This is a genomic window from Photobacterium nomapromontoriensis, assembly GCF_050336815.1.
Lineage (GTDB): Bacteria > Pseudomonadota > Gammaproteobacteria > Enterobacterales > Vibrionaceae > Photobacterium > Photobacterium nomapromontoriensis.
The window spans coordinates 17,080-35,531 of sequence record NZ_JAKJSL010000021.1 but is presented as its reverse complement, the minus strand read 5'-3'; the positions used below and the strand labels follow the sequence as shown (position 1 = coordinate 35,531).

At 48.3% G+C, this 18,452-nt stretch carries 21 protein-coding genes; 5 read left to right on the top strand and 16 right to left on the bottom strand.

All coding sequences use genetic code 11. From position 1 onward, the window contains the following. Window positions 1-135 precede the first annotated feature (135 nt). The gene (gene plsB / locus L4D12_RS07150; protein WP_428447138.1) at window positions 136-2,586 is read left to right on the top strand and encodes a glycerol-3-phosphate 1-O-acyltransferase PlsB; all 2,451 of its coding nucleotides are present in this window, start codon (window positions 136-138) and stop codon (window positions 2,584-2,586) included. Window positions 2,587-2,687: 101 nt separating this feature from the next. Here the strand turns inward: plsB and ubiA are convergent, their stop codons facing one another. Then, the gene (ubiA, locus tag L4D12_RS07145) at window positions 2,688-3,542 is read right to left on the bottom strand and encodes a 4-hydroxybenzoate octaprenyltransferase (RefSeq protein ID WP_428447294.1); all 855 of its coding nucleotides are present in this window, start codon (window positions 3,540-3,542) and stop codon (window positions 2,688-2,690) included. After that, window positions 3,539-4,084, bottom strand: a complete 546-nt coding sequence (locus L4D12_RS07140) for a chorismate lyase (protein ID WP_428447137.1) — start codon at window positions 4,082-4,084, stop codon at window positions 3,539-3,541. Before L4D12_RS07140 ends, ubiA begins: the two co-directional genes overlap by 4 nt. A 165-nt stretch (window positions 4,085-4,249) precedes the next feature. Between L4D12_RS07140 and L4D12_RS07135 the strand changes: the two genes are divergently transcribed. Further along, on the top strand, window positions 4,250-4,675 hold the full coding sequence (locus L4D12_RS07135) for a flagellar basal body-associated protein FliL (RefSeq protein ID WP_428447136.1): 426 nt from the start codon (window positions 4,250-4,252) through the stop codon (window positions 4,673-4,675). Between the two features lie 76 nt (window positions 4,676-4,751). On the opposite strand, the gene glpD is transcribed toward L4D12_RS07135, so the two are convergent. The 7 genes from glpD to ftsY form a co-directional block, all read right to left on the bottom strand. After that, complete coding sequence (gene glpD, locus L4D12_RS07130) at window positions 4,752-6,251, bottom strand: glycerol-3-phosphate dehydrogenase (RefSeq protein ID WP_428447293.1); 1,500 nt, start codon at window positions 6,249-6,251, stop codon at window positions 4,752-4,754. Window positions 6,252-6,326: 75 nt separating this feature from the next. After that, window positions 6,327-7,157, bottom strand: coding sequence for a rhomboid family intramembrane serine protease GlpG (gene glpG, locus L4D12_RS07125; protein ID WP_428447135.1), 831 nt, complete (start codon window positions 7,155-7,157; stop codon window positions 6,327-6,329). An 86-nt stretch (window positions 7,158-7,243) separates the two neighbouring features. After that, window positions 7,244-7,573: a thiosulfate sulfurtransferase GlpE gene (glpE, locus tag L4D12_RS07120; protein WP_428447134.1), complete on the bottom strand. Its 330-nt coding sequence runs from the start codon at window positions 7,571-7,573 to the stop codon at window positions 7,244-7,246. Window positions 7,574-8,060: 487 nt separating this feature from the next. Next, the gene (gene rpoH, locus L4D12_RS07115) at window positions 8,061-8,921 is read right to left on the bottom strand and encodes an RNA polymerase sigma factor RpoH (protein WP_428447133.1); all 861 of its coding nucleotides are present in this window, start codon (window positions 8,919-8,921) and stop codon (window positions 8,061-8,063) included. A 122-nt stretch (window positions 8,922-9,043) separates the two neighbouring features. Continuing rightward, window positions 9,044-9,970 carry a permease-like cell division protein FtsX gene (gene ftsX / locus L4D12_RS07110; RefSeq protein ID WP_428447132.1) on the bottom strand — a complete coding sequence of 309 codons (927 nt, stop codon included), beginning with the start codon at window positions 9,968-9,970 and terminating at the stop codon, window positions 9,044-9,046. Next, a complete protein-coding gene (gene ftsE, locus L4D12_RS07105; protein WP_428447131.1) occupies window positions 9,960-10,628 on the bottom strand; it encodes a cell division ATP-binding protein FtsE in 669 nt (222 codons plus the stop codon). The genes ftsX and ftsE overlap by 11 nt, the downstream gene beginning before the upstream one ends. Before the next feature lie 3 nt (window positions 10,629-10,631). Further along, window positions 10,632-11,939, bottom strand: a complete 1,308-nt coding sequence (gene ftsY / locus L4D12_RS07100) for a signal recognition particle-docking protein FtsY (RefSeq protein WP_428447130.1) — start codon at window positions 11,937-11,939, stop codon at window positions 10,632-10,634. 144 nt (window positions 11,940-12,083) lie between these two features. On the opposite strand from ftsY, the gene rsmD reads away from it, so the two are divergent. Continuing rightward, window positions 12,084-12,689 (top strand): 16S rRNA (guanine(966)-N(2))-methyltransferase RsmD, encoded by a 606-nt coding sequence (gene rsmD / locus L4D12_RS07095; RefSeq protein WP_428447129.1) that lies wholly within the window; start codon window positions 12,084-12,086, stop codon window positions 12,687-12,689. Continuing rightward, the gene (locus L4D12_RS07090) at window positions 12,686-12,952 is read left to right on the top strand and encodes a DUF1145 domain-containing protein (protein ID WP_428447128.1); all 267 of its coding nucleotides are present in this window, start codon (window positions 12,686-12,688) and stop codon (window positions 12,950-12,952) included. The genes rsmD and L4D12_RS07090 overlap by 4 nt, the downstream gene beginning before the upstream one ends. 61 nt (window positions 12,953-13,013) lie before the next feature. On the opposite strand, the gene L4D12_RS07085 is transcribed toward L4D12_RS07090, so the two are convergent. The 5 genes from L4D12_RS07085 to L4D12_RS07065 form a co-directional block, all read right to left on the bottom strand. Further along, on the bottom strand, window positions 13,014-13,253 hold the full coding sequence (locus L4D12_RS07085) for a YecH family metal-binding protein (RefSeq protein ID WP_428447127.1): 240 nt from the start codon (window positions 13,251-13,253) through the stop codon (window positions 13,014-13,016). Between the two features lie 98 nt (window positions 13,254-13,351). Then, on the bottom strand, window positions 13,352-13,663 hold the full coding sequence (locus L4D12_RS07080) for a putative signal transducing protein (RefSeq protein ID WP_428447126.1): 312 nt from the start codon (window positions 13,661-13,663) through the stop codon (window positions 13,352-13,354). A 71-nt stretch (window positions 13,664-13,734) separates the two neighbouring features. Continuing rightward, the gene (locus L4D12_RS07075) at window positions 13,735-14,358 is read right to left on the bottom strand and encodes a lysoplasmalogenase (RefSeq protein WP_428447125.1); all 624 of its coding nucleotides are present in this window, start codon (window positions 14,356-14,358) and stop codon (window positions 13,735-13,737) included. Window positions 14,359-14,573: 215 nt separating this feature from the next. Next, window positions 14,574-14,786 carry a hypothetical protein gene (locus tag L4D12_RS07070; RefSeq protein WP_428447124.1) on the bottom strand — a complete coding sequence of 71 codons (213 nt, stop codon included), beginning with the start codon at window positions 14,784-14,786 and terminating at the stop codon, window positions 14,574-14,576. Window positions 14,787-15,301: 515 nt separating this feature from the next. Continuing rightward, window positions 15,302-15,667 (bottom strand): DUF4145 domain-containing protein, encoded by a 366-nt coding sequence (locus L4D12_RS07065; protein ID WP_428447123.1) that lies wholly within the window; start codon window positions 15,665-15,667, stop codon window positions 15,302-15,304. A 404-nt stretch (window positions 15,668-16,071) separates the two neighbouring features. Here L4D12_RS07065 and L4D12_RS07060 point away from each other — a divergent pair, with 404 nt between their 5' ends. Continuing rightward, window positions 16,072-16,404: a DUF2500 domain-containing protein gene (locus tag L4D12_RS07060; RefSeq protein WP_428447122.1), complete on the top strand. Its 333-nt coding sequence runs from the start codon at window positions 16,072-16,074 to the stop codon at window positions 16,402-16,404. Between the two features lie 4 nt (window positions 16,405-16,408). Here the strand turns inward: L4D12_RS07060 and L4D12_RS07055 are convergent, their stop codons facing one another. Together L4D12_RS07055 and L4D12_RS07050 are read right to left on the bottom strand one after the other, a co-directional pair. Then, window positions 16,409-17,413 carry an acyltransferase gene (locus L4D12_RS07055; protein WP_428447292.1) on the bottom strand — a complete coding sequence of 335 codons (1,005 nt, stop codon included), beginning with the start codon at window positions 17,411-17,413 and terminating at the stop codon, window positions 16,409-16,411. Window positions 17,414-17,513: 100 nt separating this feature from the next. After that, complete coding sequence (locus L4D12_RS07050; RefSeq protein ID WP_428447121.1) at window positions 17,514-18,236, bottom strand: SDR family oxidoreductase; 723 nt, start codon at window positions 18,234-18,236, stop codon at window positions 17,514-17,516. Window positions 18,237-18,452 lie beyond the last annotated feature (216 nt).

Here is an 18,452-nt window from a genome sequence, read left to right as displayed (position 1 = left end):
GCCAAAAAAGGAGATTTCACCATATTGCTGAAAGAAAATTGTATTTAACTACAAGTAACCACTATTTCGCTGCTTATCGAAGCGCTTTTTCTGCTAGACTTGCCTCGCATTAAGAATTCGAGGCTAGTAAAAGATATGTCAAGTTGGCAGAAAATCTACCAAAAAATACTGGATTTGCCGCTTTCTCTGCTGGTTAAAACCCATTCCATTCCATCTGATCCCATCGCGGATTTGGATCTCGACCTAGAACGACCGATTGTCTATATCCTACCGTTCCGGTCTAACACCGATTTAATGACCTTGCGCAGCAGTACCCAAAAGCTGGGCCTGCCTGATCCGCTGACACCACTGGAAATCAATGGCCTGCATTTTACCCGCTACGTCTATGTGTCCGATGGCCCGCGCTTGTTTAGCTCCAATGACGCACTTCCGCAAGCTTCTATTGACCTGTTCACAGCACTGCTTGAACAGCATAAGCAAGACAGTGAATTAGATATTCAGGTGGTTCCCGCATCCATTCTTTGGGGCCGTAAACCCGGAAAAGAAGACAACCAACGCCCTATTTTGCGCCCATTAAACGGACCGGAAAAGTTTTTCACTATTCTGGGCCATGGCCGTGATTGTATGGTGCGACTCAGCCCAGCGGTATCATTGCGCTATATGGCGGATCACCACGGTACGGACGACTCCATTGCCAATAAACTGGCACGAGTCGCTCGCATCCACTTTTCACGCCAGCAACTCGCCGCCTCGGGGCCGAAACTGCCCGATCGCCAAGCCCTATTCAAACGTCTGCTCGCCTCTAAAGCAATTGAGAAAGTTGTTGCTGAAGAAGCCGCCAGCCGTGATGTACCCATCGAGAAAGTACGTAAAGAAGCCATCGACATGATGGAAGAAATTGCTGCTGACTTCTCCTATTCGCTGATCAAACGCGGTGAACGCTTTCTGGGCTGGCTGTGGAATAAGCTCTATCAAGGGCTGAATATCAATAATGCCAAGCGAGTACGTAAACTGGCTCAAGATGGTCACGAGATCGTCTATGTGCCCTGTCACCGTAGCCACATGGATTATCTGCTATTGTCCTATGTGCTGTACCGTGAAGGACTGGTACCTCCGCACATTGCGGCCGGTATCAATCTGAATTTCTTCCCGGCAGGCCCGATTTTCCGTCGCGGCGGAGCGTTCTTTATTCGCCGTAGCTTCAAAGGGAATCGCCTCTATTCAACCGTATTTCGTGAGTATCTTGCTGAGCTTTTCGCCAAAGGTTATTCGGTTGAGTACTTCAGCGAAGGCGGACGTTCACGAACCGGTCGTTTGCTACCGGCCAAAACGGGTATGTTGTCGATGACCATTCAGGCGATGTTACGCGGCCTTAACCGACCAGTCACACTGGTTCCGGTCTATATCGGCTACGAACACGTGATGGAAGTGAGCACTTACGCCAAAGAGCTGCGTGGGCACCGAAAAGAGAAAGAAAACGTCGGCCAAGTGCTACGAACCTTACGTAAACTGCGCAATCTTGGCCAGGGTTACGTCAATTTCGGGGAGCCTATTTCCCTTAACCAATACCTGAATGAAAACGTGCCACAATGGCATAAAGACATCGACCCTATCGAACCACAACGTCCGCAATGGTTGAATCCGGTGGTTAACGATCTGGCAGTTAAGATGATGACCCATATCAACGATGCTGCCGCAACCAACGCCCTAACCCTGTGTGGCGTTGCGCTATTGGCAGCACGCCAACGCGCCCTGAGCCGTGAAGATCTGGAACAGCAGATCGATTGCTACCTACAGCTATTGCGCAATGTGCCTTACTCTGCGCAGTTCACGGTACCGGCTGATGATGCCAAAACGATGGTTTCACATGCGCTTGAGATGGATAAGTTCGTTGTCGAACGCGATAGCTTAGGGGAGATGGTGTCACTGAACCGCCAACAGGCGATTTTGATGACCTACTACCGCAATAATATTATCCACCTGTTTGCGCTACCGTCATTGATCGCCAATATCGTGATCTGCCACCAGCAGCTGCCAATCAGTACGGTGATCGAGCAGATCAGCCGCCTGTATCCATTCCTTAAAGCAGAGCTATTCTTGCGTTATAGCAATGAGGAACTGGCCGCCGAAATAGAGGCACAGATTGAAGAACTGACACGCCAGCGTCTGATCTTACGCGATGGTGACGCTATCGCTATCAATAATGCCCGCATTGGCCCGCTTCACTTACTGGCGGGTACCATCATGGAAACCTTACAGCGCTATGCGATTACGCTGACCCTGCTCAACTCTGAACCACAACTGATGAAGAGTGATCTGGAGCAGCAGAGCCAGATGATGGCCCAACGCCTGAGTCGCCTCCATGGGATCAATGCCCCAGAGTTCTTCGATCAGGGCGTATTCGCTTCACTCGTGAAAACCCTGCGCGAAGAAGGCTACCTCAATGACGAATGCCATGCGGTGTCTCAGCCCGTTGAAGCATTGGCTGAGCAGCTGGCAGCCTTGGTCTCCCCAGAAGTGAAGCTCACTATTCAAGCGGTTATGAGCCGCGAAGATAGACTCGAAGACAATGCGTCAGAGGCCTAACTCGGCACACTAAAAAGGGCTGCCTCGGCAGCCCTTTTTTGATTATTGTCACAGCGAGATAAGACTCAGGTCGTCATCACGCTCTTAACGCCAGTGAGCGGTTAGAACACACAAACACTCATCACGATACCAAGACACACCAGCATCCCAACATAATTGTTATTAAGGAAAGCGTTAAAACAAAGCTCGCGTTCTCGGCTGCGGATCTGCATCTGCTGGTACACAAACAAGCAAGACGCGGATAAGAGGAACCAATAATACACCTGCGGTAATGCCTGAACCGCCCCTACCGCAATCAGCAATATCACCGTCGTCAACTGCAGCAAACCGATAATCATCTTATCAAAGCGACCAAACAGAATGGCGGTCGACTTGATACCAATTTTCACATCATCATCACGATCGACCATGGCATATTGGGTATCGTAGGCGATAGTCCATAAGATATTAGCGGCAAACAATAACCAGGCGACAGGCGGTAGCATGCCAGATTGCGCGGCATAGGCCATTGGGATTGACCAACCAAACGCCATCCCCAAAACCAATTGTGGGAGATGGGTATAGCGCTTCATAAAAGGATAGGCAGCCGCCAATATTAAGCCCACGACTGACAGTAGAATCGTCAGGGTATTCATGGTCAGGACCAGTAGAAACGACACCAATACCAGCAGGCCAAACAACGCCAGTGCCTCACGCTCTGAAATTTTACCCGACGGCATCGGCCGCTGAGCCGTACGCTTTACATGGCCATCAACGTTACGGTCAGCAAAATCATTGATCACGCACCCTGCCGCACGCATGAAAATAACCCCCAGCACAAACACTGTCATGACATGGGGATCAGGGAGACCATCAGCGGCGAGAAATAAGGCCCACAATGTCGGCCACAGCAGTAACAGGCTGCCGATCGGGCGGTCAAAACGAGCCAGTTGCCAAAATGCTTTCGCTTTTGTCATTTCCAACGTTGGGTCTCCTTATAAATAGGTGCATCCTGCAAAAAAAGTTCTGCCACCAATAATGGCTTATCATTTAGCCATAATCGGGAGCGGCGAGCCCAGAGCTGATTAATATCACTGCCGACCTTGGCAACAACCAGCGCATCACGACGCGCACTATGATCAGTGAAGACCCGAAAACCAAGGGGAACTTCACCCAACTGCTCAAGATCTTGCTCTTGCCCGGTCAGCGTGTCTAATGGGATCAACGTGCGGGCATACACCCAAGGCACACCATCTCCCTTCAAGACGACCTTACGCAGCAGACAATCAATATCACCAACCAATGCTCGCTCATCATCCGCGAGTCGCTTACGGCTTATCCTCACCTGCTCGAGCAGTGATACGGTAAAATGTTCACAATGGCGCTCCAAACGGCGGGATAGCGAATCCGGCTCTAGCAACCAATGTCCAAACTCAGTCCCATCTATGGCTGCAGAGTCCGGTGTCAACCATCGGGCACCATCCAGCAAGGGTTTGTACAACTGCTTGAATTTCGACATTTTTCCAATAAAAAACTACGCAAGTCTCCCTTAGGGCTTGGTAGATTAAAGTTAATTTATTACCATGAAGAAACACTATTGTAGCAAGCTGTAACCAGTACGAATATCGTTACTGTCGAAAGATAGTAACTCCTCCCACAAATATACCGTAACCCAATGAGTGTAATGATGAAATCGACAATCTCAGGACTACTAATACTGCTGACAGCCTGGTTAATGCCGATGGCAGCTCATGCCGAAGAGGCGCCCGCCCCAGCCGCCACAACACCGCAATATACCTATTACACTTTGGCCCCTGATATTACGACCAACTATTTCACCCAAGGTAGTCGAATCGGCTACCTGCGCCTGCAAGTCGATTTAATGCTGGCAAATCCCGCTGACATCAAAGAAGTGGAACATCATGCGCCGCTGATCCGCGATGCCATTATCAATATCATTGCTCAACAACCTGAAGCTCGGGTGAAATCACTGGCTGGACGTGAAGATATTCGTCAGGCGTGTTTCAATAAGGTCAATGAACTACTGATCACAGAAACCAAGAAAAAACTACTCACCGAGCTACTATTTACTGAATATCTTTATCAGTAGATGATCTGACATACTTTGCATTCCCAAGGTGCAACGCAGGCACCTTGGTACTCAGTATCATCACATCATAGAAAAACTAAATCGCATGCCAATGGCGAATATACTCGGCGACGGCCTGCTGCTGTTCATCACTCAGGAACAAGCCCAGCTTACTGCGACGCCATAGTGCATCTTCAGCGTATAGCACAAACTCATGCTGTAGCAGGTAATCCAATTCTCTTGCATATAAACCCGCCCCGAAACACGGCCCCATATCGGTTTCACTAACGACCCCTGCCAATAAACACGCGGTGCGATTCCCATAGCTAATCACCAGTCGATGGGCCGTCTCAGTGAGTAACCAAGGGTAGCGATGCGTCAACTCGCTGACCTGTTGCGCAATATCAAATCCAGCCTCGCCGCCGGGTAAGTATGATTGTTCCGTCCATGCTCTACCCATGGTGGGGAAAAAAGGAGCGAGCTTCGCCATTGCTGACTCTGCCAGCTTACGGTAGGTCGTCAACTTACCACCAAAAATAGATAACAGCGGGGCGAAATCCCCACACTGATCCAATTCCAGGGTGTAATCACGGGTGATCGCTTGTGGGGAGTCCGATTCATCATCACACAGCGGACGAACCCCACTGTAGCTCCAGATCACCTCTTCAGCCGTGAGCTGACGAATAAAGTGGGCGTTGTATACATCAATGAGATAACGGATTTCACCATCATCAATCGCCACCTCGCGTGGATCCCCTTTAAACTCTTGATCTGTAGTACCAATAATAGAGAACTGCTCCAGATATGGGATCACGAACACAATTCGGCTATCTTCATTTTGCAGAATATACGCCTGAGTCTGATCATGCACCCGTGGTACCACTATATGTGAGCCCTTAATCAGACGAATATTGCGTGGCGATGTCAGGGCCAAACTGTCATCATAAAAGGCCTTTACCCACGGCCCCGACGCATTAACCAGCGCACAAGCACACCGCTCAAAAGTCTCATTCTTCACGGTGTCACGCACTGTCACCCGCCAAATCGTCCCGTCACGAACGGCTTTCTCAACCACGCAGCGATTTCGCACTTCACCACCACGCTCAGCGGCTTCCATCGCATTGAGGATCACCAGACGTGCATCATCGACCCAGCAATCTGAATATTCAAATCCTTGAGTAATGCGAGGTACTAACACCGAATCCGCCCCAAAACGGATGCGATGACTGGCCGGTAACATCGTCCGTTTACCCAAATGATCATAAAGAAACAACCCCGCCCGAATCATCCAGGCTGGGCGTAAATGCGGCTGATGAGGCAGACGAAATCGCATTGGACGGGCAATGTGGGGTAGCTTACGTAACAAGACTTCTCGTTCGGCCAGCGCTTCACCAACCAGACGAAATTCATAATGCTCAAGGTAACGCAGCCCTCCGTGCAGTAATTTTGAACTGGCTGAGGATGTCGCACAAGCAAAGTCCTCCGCTTCATACAGAGCGACACTCAGACCGCGTCCCGCTGCATCCGCCGCAATGCCCGCACCATTGATCCCGCCCCCCACAACAATAAGATCCCACACCTTGTCGTTCACGATCATCTCCTTCCCTCCGGTATCACACTGAGGTTCCATGAAAAATGGGGCCAAAGCAGGTAATCCCTACCATATCGTTAATCAGTGACGGAATTTAGCATCCACCCAAGCCAGCCCACAGCCACTGAACAAACCAAATAAGTGAGCCATATTCGCCACCGACATACCGAACAAATCAGCAAAGCCCAATATCAGCCACACCAACATAAACGCCACATAGGGCCGGGGGATCGACAATCCACGCTCAGGGGCCAGCCACCCCATCCACCAGATGTAGCCCATCAAGGCATATATGACCCCTGACAAGCCCCCAAAATTAGGCCCATCAATCCAGAATTGAGCAAAGCCCGAGATCAATGCTGATAACAGAAAAATCTGAACCAACTTACCGCTACCGCTATGTTGTTCGAGCTGCCCCCCCAAGATCCACCACCATAAACAGTTAAACACCAGATGCAAAATAGAAAAATGGATCAGAGCATGAGAGAAATAGCGCCACAGTTGCCACTGATCGCCATCCATGAATGGAAAATGCATGAGACTAAATAGCGGCTGCTGCATGCCGATAATCCACAAGACATAGACCGTGATGGCAACGAGCATCACCCCCAGCGTAAATGGCCCGGCTTGCTGCTTAACTAAGCCTATCAGGCTCGGACTTTTATAGTAGATTTTAGCTGTGCGACTTTCCGCAACTTGCCATGATGCTGCGAGGTATTTTTTATCGAGGGGGTTGGCCAGAAATATGTGTAGCTCGGCTTCTGCTTCAACCTGATACTGGCTATCATTCAGCCAAATGGCCACCTCTCCGTGGCGATCCAGGGCCAACGACAAAGCGATTCCCCGCGAAGCCATATAATCAATAAATGCCTGGGCCTGACGAGGGTTATTCATTCCGGCTAAGCGATGCATATCACTCTCCAAAATTACTGAACAATCCCTTTGTTATGCGCTCAGGCTAATGGCATTACTGCGTCTCCCCCGCGAGGCAAGGGAACCTAAGCTGTCTGAATACAGGGATAGGAATGGCGTTTCCACGCCTCAAATCCACCGTCTAGGCTATAAACACATTCATAGCCTTGGTGGATCAGGTACTGCGCGGCCCCTTGACTACTGATACCGTGATAACACATCACAATGATCGGCTGTTCAAAATCGACCGTGTTCATCAACTCCACCATTGTGTCATTCGTCAGATGCCACGCGTTTTCTGCATGAGATAACGCAAATGACTGCGGATCACGAATATCAACCAGTACCGCCGCGTCATCCGATTGGGTTAATAACTGGTATGCCTGCTCAACAGAAATATGTTCAAACTGCTCCATAAACTCGTGGACTCTCTCTGATCAATAGCTCATTAATAATGATAGGCGGCAGGATCCTGCCAGCCCAAATAAAACTGTGACGATCGTCCGTTTTCAGTGCTAAACCCACCACCAGCGAACGATGACCATTGTAACCCAGCCAGTTACTCACAGCTCCATCCAGTTAATAGGGTTATTACCCGCCTTTAGAACACGCCTCAAAGCCAGTCAAGTCAAGGGCTGGCGATCGATGGATATAACGGCAATATTACAAACCGAACAAAAATCAACCAGCTGTGGAAAAAGCTGTGAATAGCGTTGATAATGTGGTCGAGAATAAAAAGATCCACTACATCTAGTTTGGATCCGATCAAAAGTTGTGGATAAAATAATTTCTCTTCATTTATTCAGCCAGTGCCTTGCGCTATCTACCGGATTTAAGACACAAAAAAACCAGCAATTTGCTGGTTTCTGTTTATATGCTTTTGTGGATAATTTTCAAGGATCCTTAGGCGAATTCGCCAACCGCTTCCTTGAGTTTCTTCATCGCGTTTTTTTCTAGCTGACGGATCCTTTCGGCAGATACCTGATAATGATCAGCCAGTTCCTGCAGGGTTATTTTGTTCTCATCGAGCCAACGCGAACGCACAATATGCTGACTACGCTCATCTAAACCCGCTAAGGCCACAGACAAACGGTTGTTGGCATGTGCTTCCCAATTGTTGTCTTCATAACTACGGGCAAGATCCGATCCTTTATCTTCCAGATAATAAACGGGTGCGCTATAGCCTGATTCGCGATCATCATCTTCTGCCTGCAACTCAAAAGCAGGATCCTGTGCAGCCAACCGAGATTCCATCTCACGCACATCACTGACTTCAACGCCCAGTTGCTCTGCGACCATCTCAACTTCGGCATTATTGAACCAACCTAAACGCTTTTTTGACTTACGCAAATTAAAGAACAACTTACGTTGCGCCTTAGTCGTGGCAACTTTCACTATCCGCCAGTTACGCAGCACATACTCATGAATTTCAGCTTTGATCCAATGCACGGCAAACGACACTAAACGTACGCCAACCTCTGGGTTGAAACGCTTCACCGCCTTCATCAGGCCAATATTGCCTTCCTGAACCAAATCCGCCATGGGCAAGCCATAACCGGAGTACCCACGCGCTATATGAACAACAAAACGCAGATGTGACATAACCAATGCCTTCGCCGCATTGATATCACCATCGAAATGAAGACGTTCAGCCAGCTCACGCTCCTGCTCTGCCGACAACATTGGGTAGTTGTTGACGCTCTGGACATAACTATCCAGACTGTCTGCAGAAACCAGAGCCATTGACGTCATCTCATGTGCCATTCAATAAACCTCGTGTGTTTTTTGTACCAGGGAGAAATTGCTTGAACCCGCAATAATGCCCAGAAAGCGAGCATTATTGCAAGAGGGTGAGGTGATTTACTCAATTAATTCGCAGAAAAATGTCAGATAGGTTCAATTTCTTTCAAATGACGCCCCGCAGAAAGCCGTGCCGCTAACAACCCAAGAAAAATGGCAACCATGACTAGAATTACCCCTTCTTCTACATTGAGCCCAATCAGACGAAACGGGCTGTCATAGAGGTTAGCCAAATTAACCACTGCGTCATCAAGCAATATCGAGATCATAATGGTAAACAACCACGCACTCACCCCGCCAATCAAGCCATACCAAACACCAGTATAGAGATACGGGCGAAGAATAAAACTGTCGGTGGCACCAACCAACTTCATGACCTGTATTTCATCCCGCTGGTTCAATACTTGCAAACGCAGGGTATTACCGACAATCAGGAAAACGGCAAATAGCATTAATCCAGAAATGATCGCTGCTAGCGTCACCATTAACTGCTTAATTGCCGCTAACCGTTGTAGCCAGTCACTATCGAGACGAACCTCCTCAACCGCAGGCTCCGTGCGGATCCGAGCCGCGAGTTCAGCGGCTTGCTCGCTCTGCTGCCACTGCTCACCAGGCCGCACAATTAAAACCGCCGGAAGCGGATTATCATCCAGCAAACTCAGCGCTTGTTCAAAACCGGCTTGCTGACGAAACTCCGCCAATCCTTGTTGCGGTGAAATATAATCGACGACCTCGATTTCAGGCCAAGCCGCCAATTCATCACGAAGATTCTCGGCTATCGGAGGAGCAATTCCCGGCTCTAGATATAAAGTCAGCTGAGTGGGATTCTGCCAGGCCTGCGCAACCAGTGTGACGTTCTTGGCGAACAAATAAAAGCTGGCGGGTAGGGTCAGAGCAAAAGCCAGCACGGCCAACGTCAATATATTGCCGAGCGGGCGGCGCATCAGATCAGCAAGTGCCTGCTTACATTGCTGCTTATGCAGGCTAAAATAACCGGTTTTATTACGCGCCACTGGCCATCTCCCTCAGTTGTCCTTGATACAAGTCCAATCGCCGATAATGGTGGGTGGTTAACAATGAGGTATCATGGGTTGCCATGAGAACCGCAACTCCCACCCGATTGAATTCTTCAAATAGTGCCATGATTTGACGAGAAAGTGCCGCATCGAGATTTCCCGTGGGCTCATCCGCCAACAACAGCATCGGTTTATTGACGATTGCCCGAGCAATACCGACCCGTTGCTGCTCCCCGCCTGACAGCTGAATCGGCAAACAAAGCGCCTTATCGAGTAAGCCGACCTTATCCAGCGCCGCTGACACGCGTCGCTTAACGTCTTTCTCATTCGCCAATTCAACCCGCAGCGGCATCGCTACATTATCAAAAATGGTATGGTTCATCAGCAACTTATGATCTTGGAAAATCACCCCGATATTGCGCCGTAAGAATGGGATCTGCTTATTATCAATTCGTGTGATGTCATGGCCGTTGAACAGGATCTTGCCATCACTCGGCCGTTCAATTGCACAAATCAGTTTCAGCAGGGTACTCTTACCTGCACCGGAATGCCCGGTCAAAAATGCCATGTCTGCGGGCTGCAAATGGAAATCAACCTTCTGCAGGGCTTGCCGCCCTCCCCGATAAGCCTTACTTACCTGCTGAAACCGAATCACACTCTATTCCTCGTCGCTAAATAACGCTTCAATAAACTCATTGGCCGCAAATGGACGCAAATCATCAATCCCTTCACCGATACCAATGTAACGGATTGGAATATTGAATTGATCAGCAATCGCAAAGATCACCCCGCCCTTCGCAGTACCGTCCAGCTTGGTCAACGTAATACCGGTCACGGGTGCTACTTCACTAAATAGCTTTGCCTGACTGATCGCGTTCTGACCGGTACCCGCATCCACGGTCAGCATAATTTCATGCGGCGCATGTGGATCGACCTTCTTCATCACCCGGACAATCTTACGCAGCTCTTCCATCAGGTGGCCTTTATTCTGCAAGCGCCCTGCGGTATCGGCTATCACCACATCAATATTTTTAGCCTTAGCAGATTCAATCGCATCATAGATCACCGACGCACTGTCTGCCCCGGTATGCTGTGCAACCACAGGTACATTGTTACGCTCACCCCAGACCTGCAGCTGTTCAACAGCCGCGGCACGGAAGGTGTCACCAGCAGCCAGCATCACGGACTTGCCATCATTCTGGAACTGCTTGGCCAGCTTACCAATGGTGGTGGTTTTGCCCACACCATTGACACCGACCATCAAGATCACAAACGGTTTCTTGGTCATATCAACCACGAGTGGCTGCTCGACCTTGGCCAGCATATCTCCCAGATCCTCTTTCAGCAGGCCATATAGCGCCTCACCATCTTTCAGATCTTTACGGCTCGCCTTATCCGTCAGGTTTTCAATGATTTTTAATGTGGTATCCATACCGATATCCGCTACCAGCAGCTGCTCTTCCAGCTCCTCAAATAGCTCATCATCGATTTTTTTACCACGAAACAACCCAAGGAAGCCTGACCCAAAATGACTCTTGGTCTTCTTCAGCCCCCGCATCAGACGGGTAAAGAAACCTTCACTTTTGGGTTTTTCCTGCTCAACCACTGCGGCAGCTGCCGCTGCTTCAGCTTCCGCGTCTACCGCCGCTTGGGCTGCTGCTTCAGCTTCCACTTCTGCCTCGGCTTGAGCGGCTGCCTCAGCTTCCGCTTCTGCCTCGGCTTGGGCTGCTGCCTTAGCTTCCGCCTCTGCCGCTGCTTGAGCGGCTGCCTCAGCTTCCACCACTGCCGCTGCTTGGGCTACTGCCTCAGCTTCGACGGTATTTTCTTGTTGCTCTGCTACAGTTACAGCAGCGTCGTCCACCGGTTGGTGAGCGTTATTTTGTTCGGTTTGTGCGGTTTGCTCGGTCTGCTCTTCAGAGCCAAAACCCAGCCACGAAAATAATCCGCGTTTCTTTTTTTCTGCCATTAGCAAATCCTAGAGCTTGATTGGTACAATTTGCGGCCTAAACACAGGTTTATATCCCCAACATCCCTTCTGAACGGCGCTTCTCATCGCACTTATCAAGGGGGTTTGGGTATACTATCATTTTCTCAACGGTCGAAGAAATCTATGACGAGACGTAGGCAACAATCCGGGCAAAACAATCCCACTAACCGCCGTGATGGCTTCGTAAGAATCATCAGCGGACGCTGGCGTGGCCGAAAACTCCCCGTCCATGACGTGGAAGGGCTCCGCCCAACGACCGATCGCGTCAAAGAGACCGTGTTCAACTGGCTGGCTCAAGACATTATCGATGCAAACTGTCTGGATCTGTTTACCGGCAGTGGCAGCTTAGGGTTCGAAGCGCTATCGCGGGGAGCCAAACATGTCACCATGCTGGAGCTTGATAAAAAAGCCGCCGAGCAGTTGGAAAAAAACCGTCTCACTCTCGGAGTCGACAACGCCACAGTGCGTAATACCGATAGCCTGACGTTCCTCAAGCAGCCTGGTACGCCGTTTGATGTGATCTTTATTGATCCGCCATTTCGCAAAGACTTGATGCAAGAAGTGATCACCCTGCTAGAGCAGAATCACTGGCTGGCACCGCATGCCGTCATTTATATAGAAGCAGAAAAGGAGCTGGGGGAGCTAGATATTCCGCCTCACTGGCACCTGCACCGAGAAAAAACAGCGGGCCAGGTCTGTTACCGCTTATTTGAAAGAGAGGATGCATGAAAGCACTGATTATGCTGGCTAAGGCGGCCATTGGATTCGTCTGGTTAGTCCTGTTATTCAACATCGTTTATCCGTTTCCGGGCGTCGCAGCAATAGCACTGTATATTATGACGGGCTTCCTGCTGATGATGCATGGCCTGCAGACACTGATATTCCTCGGGGCTTTTGGTGACAAACTCACCCTCTCACGCTGGGAAAAAAGCTCTATCCTGATCTTCGGCATCTTTGCCTTACTCGACATCCGCCGCAAGCATATGATGTAAAAAAACGAGGCCATAAGGGCCTCGTTTTTTATGATCGGCTAACTAACATCAGCCATAATAATCAGTGATTGCACATCCGCTCGGGATTGGCCGAGAACACCTCTCCGTCCAATACCACTTTACGGCGGTCAAGCAGAAAAGTAAGCAGCGCATCAAGCGTCAAACCCTCTTGGCTGCAAGTGTGAAAGCGAACATCTTCGCCATATTCAGCAAACACGGCGTGTTTCAGTGACGCAAGCGTATACGGTGTTTCAGCTGCAAGTAACATATTCAACACGTTATGGGCGTGGATTTGGTTCATAGCAATCATCTCAACAAACGAACAATGCCACTATAGTAGCGCCCTCTGGCGAGACAGACGTTGACCCACAACAAATAATGCATTTTTAATGCATGTTATCAGGGCCGTTCTTGACCACATTGCCAACACAACTCAAACGCCCCATCATTATCTTCGCCACAGCGGCGACACGACCAAGTGGGTGAATCCGCCAGCTCATAGTGATCAAGTAACTGTCTCGCCAGTCGCAGCTGCGACTGCCTGACCCAAATCTCCACTTCCATCACATTCGTCGGCAGCTCTCCCGCGGCGGCACCGAGCCCCTCGCCACGTAACATAACCTCGATATTGTCGCTTTCCAACATTCCTTTCAGACTATGCGCCTCCAGTGAGTTGGCGGCACCGTATACCTTACACCACGGTTCAATCATTCCTTGTTCCTGTTACAACCATACGCATAGTGCTACAAGCCCGCAGACCCAAGAAAACATTTCATCACGCATTACACCCACAACGTCGCGACAATCAGTGACTGGGCCAGAAAATAACTGGTCATCACCCACGCAGTGGCAGGACGAAACGGCCCCCGGAAGCGATCAACCGCCAGACACAAATCGGAGAACATAAAAATCAACGAACCCGCAAAAGCCAGTAAGGCAGGCATATTCGCCGCGGTCAGCCAGTATGCCCCTGCTGCCCAGCTCATTTGCACAATCACGGCAATATAGCAGGCAACGGGTAATACCAATGATCCCAGTGAAGGCAACAAAAACAAAAACGTAATCACCCCAGCAGCCACTAACATCGCGGGTAACCACCACACAATACTGCCTGCTAACTGACTCCAAAATGCAATGGAATACGCGATATGGGCGAGCAAAAAACAACTCAACCCAGCAATAAAACGATCTCGGGGTAACATGAGGAAAATATCGCCGATAAGCGATAACAACATACCCACCATGATAGCAACATGGTAGAAGCTACTCGCAGGAGCTTGCCAGGCGGCAATTATAAGTAAGCTGAGTGTAAAAGGCTTAAATACATAAAACTGCCATTTGGGACCATAATAATACGCAGTTATATGTGCCAGACCAGAAAGAGCAATGGCTAACCAAATCCACATAAGTTCACTTCACCGACTTTAGTTTACATTTACCACTAAAAACCATGTATTGCTCAGTTTATAAACTCTGACAGCATTGTCTAGCAATCGACCTCAATATCTAGCGCCCAATCATATTTATCATCTTATTTTACTATAGATTCAGAAAACGCCTCGTTTCACGACACAAAAACCACAACGCAATCGTTTAGCATCGCCTCGCCCCATATAACCACTCACAGACTCAAATAAATCAACGAATAAGCTCTATAATCACCTAAAAAACCATCATCATCAAAAACACAAGTAATATATAAAACAATGATATACGAACAAAAATAACGTATAAAAACAGAAATAAGATTCTGATCAAAGCTAATATCAATATCAACCCCATCAGCCTGAAAATCAACAGCCATAAAATGACTTTGTCCGACAATAGCAAACATTTTCTCTAAGCCACGTTAACCAACCACTTTTTTATCTCATGAATAACCACATAGGATCCCACCAAGACACCAATAGCGATTTATCAACACAATTTCTCACCAGATGATAAGTCGCATCATAAAAAAAACCAAAAAAATTAAAAAATAACACTATAAAACATATAGATATGAATAAATCGCCATTAACAAAAACCATTCGCCCACTTTTTAATCAAGACAAAAAACACAGTTTAAAATCCAAATTAAGCCTTATAGATGCTTACATTAATTATTTTTATTACAGTAATATGACAATTTAACTTGAGAGGTGCGTAAAAATGATGCTATTCTTATCTACATTAACTATCCAGCAGCTAACAAGGAGCCTGTTCTATGTTCACTACCTCTCAAAAACAAGGCCTTATGATGATCGCAGTGGTTGTCGGTTTAATGACGCTGCCTGTGATTTATTAAATAATTTACATATAAAAAAAGGTGCCCATGGGCACCTTTTTTTTATATGTAAATTTTCAATTTCAAGGCGTCAGATTAATATGGTGCCAATGAACAGAATAAAACCATAGCGCCATAGCCGTCACACCCAGCACCAATAGCACGGCCGCCGTCCAGACAAAACGCCCACTTCTTGGAGTCAGCTCTTTTTCACACGCCTTACAAGCAGCAATAAACCCTTTTTTATCATTTAGCTTATAACCATCTTCATGCACCGTTTTATTACGTACAGACGCAATAAATCGCAACTTTGCGATAATCTCATGAGGCAACCGCTCTTCACAGCTAGTGATCAGCTGGTGCAAGCCTTTGCCCTCAGCATGGTAATGCTCACGGAGCAGACTTTCGATCCGTCTTGTTCGTGTTACCACTAACTCAATATTTGCCATAATGCCTCATTCCTTTATTGCCTTAACTTAACTTACCGTGAGTTGTCACGAAAGCAAAGTCTACAACCGCGGTTTTATTACTGATCATCAACAACAAGATACAGTTGGTATATTGCCTACACGTATATTCAGCAATCAATACCTTGCCAAGATCACGTTTTATCACTTGAACCATACTCTCGGTGCTTAGCATCCGGAATAATAGGCACTTAGACTCAAGTTACCTCAATATGCAGGATTGAGAGTGCTTAGCACGCTCAATTTAAGGAAAATGAACGCAGGAATGGCGATTCCCTTTCAAGCTGATTTGACACTGAAATGGAGGGCTAACTCACTCCCAAAGGGCGAGTTGTCTGAGGTAGCTTGAGTATATATCCCGTACCCAGGTATTCAGGAGGAAACTAATGCCAATATGGATTGCCATGGCTATCATTGCCATGATCGCACTCGCCGCGATGTACTACATCCGCTTTTACCGTCGCCATATGCTAGGCGAAAATGCGCCGGAGAGACAAATTGACGTACAGATCCTCGACAAACAAAGTGTGCCAGTGATCGGTGCTAAACCTGGCGAAGATAATGAAGATTATTGGATTTACGTACAACCAACTAACGGTGGTCCCAAGCGCGAATTCATGGTCGGGATCCATTATTACCATGCACTAAATCCAGGAGATCGTGGCATCATGACTTATCAGGGCGTCACCTTCCGCCATTTTGCTTTGCATCGCGATTAATAAGCTATGGTACCAACCAGGCGGTTTTGGGGCTTTTTGCCAGCAACCAACTTGCCATCAAGGCCAGTACGGTGATCACCACTGTCCACAGCGGAATCATCAGTACTGGGGGTAAAAAGTAGAGATCATAAGCACGAACAGGCCACAAGAAGATTGGGTGCAGTAAATAAATGCCAAGACTATAACGGCTCATAAACGCCACCCGATCTAACCACGACTCACTCATCCTCATCACCACATAGCGCCCAAGCGAAAATACCATCGCCGCGATCAACGCGGTATTGAGGGTTTTATATGATAACCAACGGCCAACCGTATACTCCCCATTATCAAGGCTACGGCTAAGCACCATGTAATCAGTCAGTACCAATCCGATGCCACCCAGTATCAACAGCCAGCGCAGGCTCGGCCACTGAAACTGAAACAAGCAATAACCCAGCAGCAAATAGCCACTGTACAACACCAGTTCCTGACTCCATGGCCCATCGACCTTAAATAAAAACAATGCCGTTAGTATCAACCATATCCCAGTCAGACTAACGACAGCAGTTCGATCGTAATGCAGAACAAAGTAGCGTAAGAATGGCACGACGAAATAAAGCGGGATGAAGTAATAAAAGAAACCAAGGTGATAATAGGTTTCATGAGTCGGTAAGTGACTGAGTACATCTAACGCCTCTTGGCCGTTGTAACCACTGGCCGTTAAGCCTGATAATCCGGCATAGAAGCAAGACCAAACTAAAAATGGCAACAGCACCTTACCCAGTCGACGCTTAACATAGTAGCCAAGCTGAAACGGTCGCTGATCAGTCAGCATCAGGGCACCGGTGATCATGATAAATACCGGTACAGCCCAACGACTCAGGCTGTTAAAAGTGATGGCCGCAATCCAGCCACTATCAGGGATCATCCCCAGCTGGTTGCGATAAGGCCCCAGCACATGAATAACAACCACCGCAATTGCCGCCATACAGCGCAACAGATCAAAAAACCTGACTTTCTCTCTCACCTTAGCCCCCTGCATGGACAAAACGGCACCTTCCCGTAAGAAGATACCGTTTAGTATACAGCAGACAGTGGTCATCAAATCACTGAATGGCAAAAAGCACTTACGGCTGTTGACGAGTTGCCGCGAGAACAATCTCACGAATGCACAAATGCTGTGGCTGCTGATACGCGTAGCGGATAGCATTGGCGATATCTTGCGGTGCAATCACCCCACCCATGCCTTCTTTCCACTCTTCATAACCATCTTTAATGGCATCGCTGGTCGTATGACTTAGCAGCTCAGTCTCTACCGCGCCGGGTGCGATAGTGATAAAACGGACATTGTCATCAGCCACTTCTTCACGAATATTTTCAGTGATGGCATGCACAGCAAATTTGGTACCACAATAAGCAGCATGATTCGGAAACGTCTTCCGACCTGCGATAGAGCTGATATTAATCACCGTACCCTGTTTGCGGGCTTTCATCTTCGCCAATACCGCATGGATCCCGTTCAGCATCCCCATCACGTTAACGTCGAACATGGTTTTCCACTCAGCAGGATCTTGCTCGTGAGCTAAGCCCAGTAACATCATGCCAGCATTATTAATCAAACAGTCGACCGGGCCGAATTGAGCTTCTGCTTCTTCAATGGCCGCTGATACCGCCGCCGCATCTGTCACATCGACCTGACGGCATAGCGTATTAGGCAAACCTAATGCATTCAAACGGTCAAGACGGCGAGCAAGCAACAACAAAGGGTAGCCTTCAGCAGACAGCGTACGCGCAGTTGCTTCGCCAATTCCGGAACTTGCACCAGTGATCACGACAAGAGACTTAGACATAATAATACCTTTATAAGACAGAATAACCCGCCTGCTCAGTACTCTGGCAGGCATACTCATCATCAACGGCCGCATCATGATGTTGGCCGACACTATATCCAACCATACCATTTATGAAAAATATCATTTTCCTCTGCTTATCATACGTTTTAGCTATGGATAAAACCCATCCACCCAGCCAGTATGCAAGATATAAGCGTTAATTGAGTGTTGCCA

Bases quoted from the DNA above. Each gene is read 5' to 3' on its own strand.
- plsB (WP_428447138.1), top strand. From the start codon at position 136: ATGTCAAGTTGGCAGAAAATCTACCAAAAAATACTGGATTTGCCGCTT.
- ubiA (WP_428447294.1), bottom strand. From the start codon at position 3,542: ATGACAAAAGCGAAAGCATTTTGGCAACTGGCTCGTTTTGACCGCCCG.
- L4D12_RS07140 (WP_428447137.1), bottom strand. From the start codon at position 4,084: ATGTCGAAATTCAAGCAGTTGTACAAACCCTTGCTGGATGGTGCCCGA.
- L4D12_RS07135 (WP_428447136.1), top strand. From the start codon at position 4,250: ATGATGAAATCGACAATCTCAGGACTACTAATACTGCTGACAGCCTGG.
- glpD (WP_428447293.1), bottom strand. From the start codon at position 6,251: ATGATCGTGAACGACAAGGTGTGGGATCTTATTGTTGTGGGGGGCGGG.
- glpG (WP_428447135.1), bottom strand. From the start codon at position 7,157: ATGCATCGCTTAGCCGGAATGAATAACCCTCGTCAGGCCCAGGCATTT.
- glpE (WP_428447134.1), bottom strand. From the start codon at position 7,573: ATGGAGCAGTTTGAACATATTTCTGTTGAGCAGGCATACCAGTTATTA.
- rpoH (WP_428447133.1), bottom strand. From the start codon at position 8,921: ATGGCACATGAGATGACGTCAATGGCTCTGGTTTCTGCAGACAGTCTG.
- ftsY (WP_428447130.1), bottom strand. From the start codon at position 11,939: ATGGCAGAAAAAAAGAAACGCGGATTATTTTCGTGGCTGGGTTTTGGC.
- rsmD (WP_428447129.1), top strand. From the start codon at position 12,084: ATGACGAGACGTAGGCAACAATCCGGGCAAAACAATCCCACTAACCGC.
- L4D12_RS07090 (WP_428447128.1), top strand. From the start codon at position 12,686: ATGAAAGCACTGATTATGCTGGCTAAGGCGGCCATTGGATTCGTCTGG.
- L4D12_RS07085 (WP_428447127.1), bottom strand. From the start codon at position 13,253: ATGAACCAAATCCACGCCCATAACGTGTTGAATATGTTACTTGCAGCT.
- L4D12_RS07080 (WP_428447126.1), bottom strand. From the start codon at position 13,663: ATGATTGAACCGTGGTGTAAGGTATACGGTGCCGCCAACTCACTGGAG.
- L4D12_RS07075 (WP_428447125.1), bottom strand. From the start codon at position 14,358: ATGTGGATTTGGTTAGCCATTGCTCTTTCTGGTCTGGCACATATAACT.
- L4D12_RS07070 (WP_428447124.1), bottom strand. From the start codon at position 14,786: ATGTTTGCTATTGTCGGACAAAGTCATTTTATGGCTGTTGATTTTCAG.
- L4D12_RS07065 (WP_428447123.1), bottom strand. From the start codon at position 15,667: ATGGCAAATATTGAGTTAGTGGTAACACGAACAAGACGGATCGAAAGT.
- L4D12_RS07060 (WP_428447122.1), top strand. From the start codon at position 16,072: ATGCCAATATGGATTGCCATGGCTATCATTGCCATGATCGCACTCGCC.
- L4D12_RS07050 (WP_428447121.1), bottom strand. From the start codon at position 18,236: ATGTCTAAGTCTCTTGTCGTGATCACTGGTGCAAGTTCCGGAATTGGC.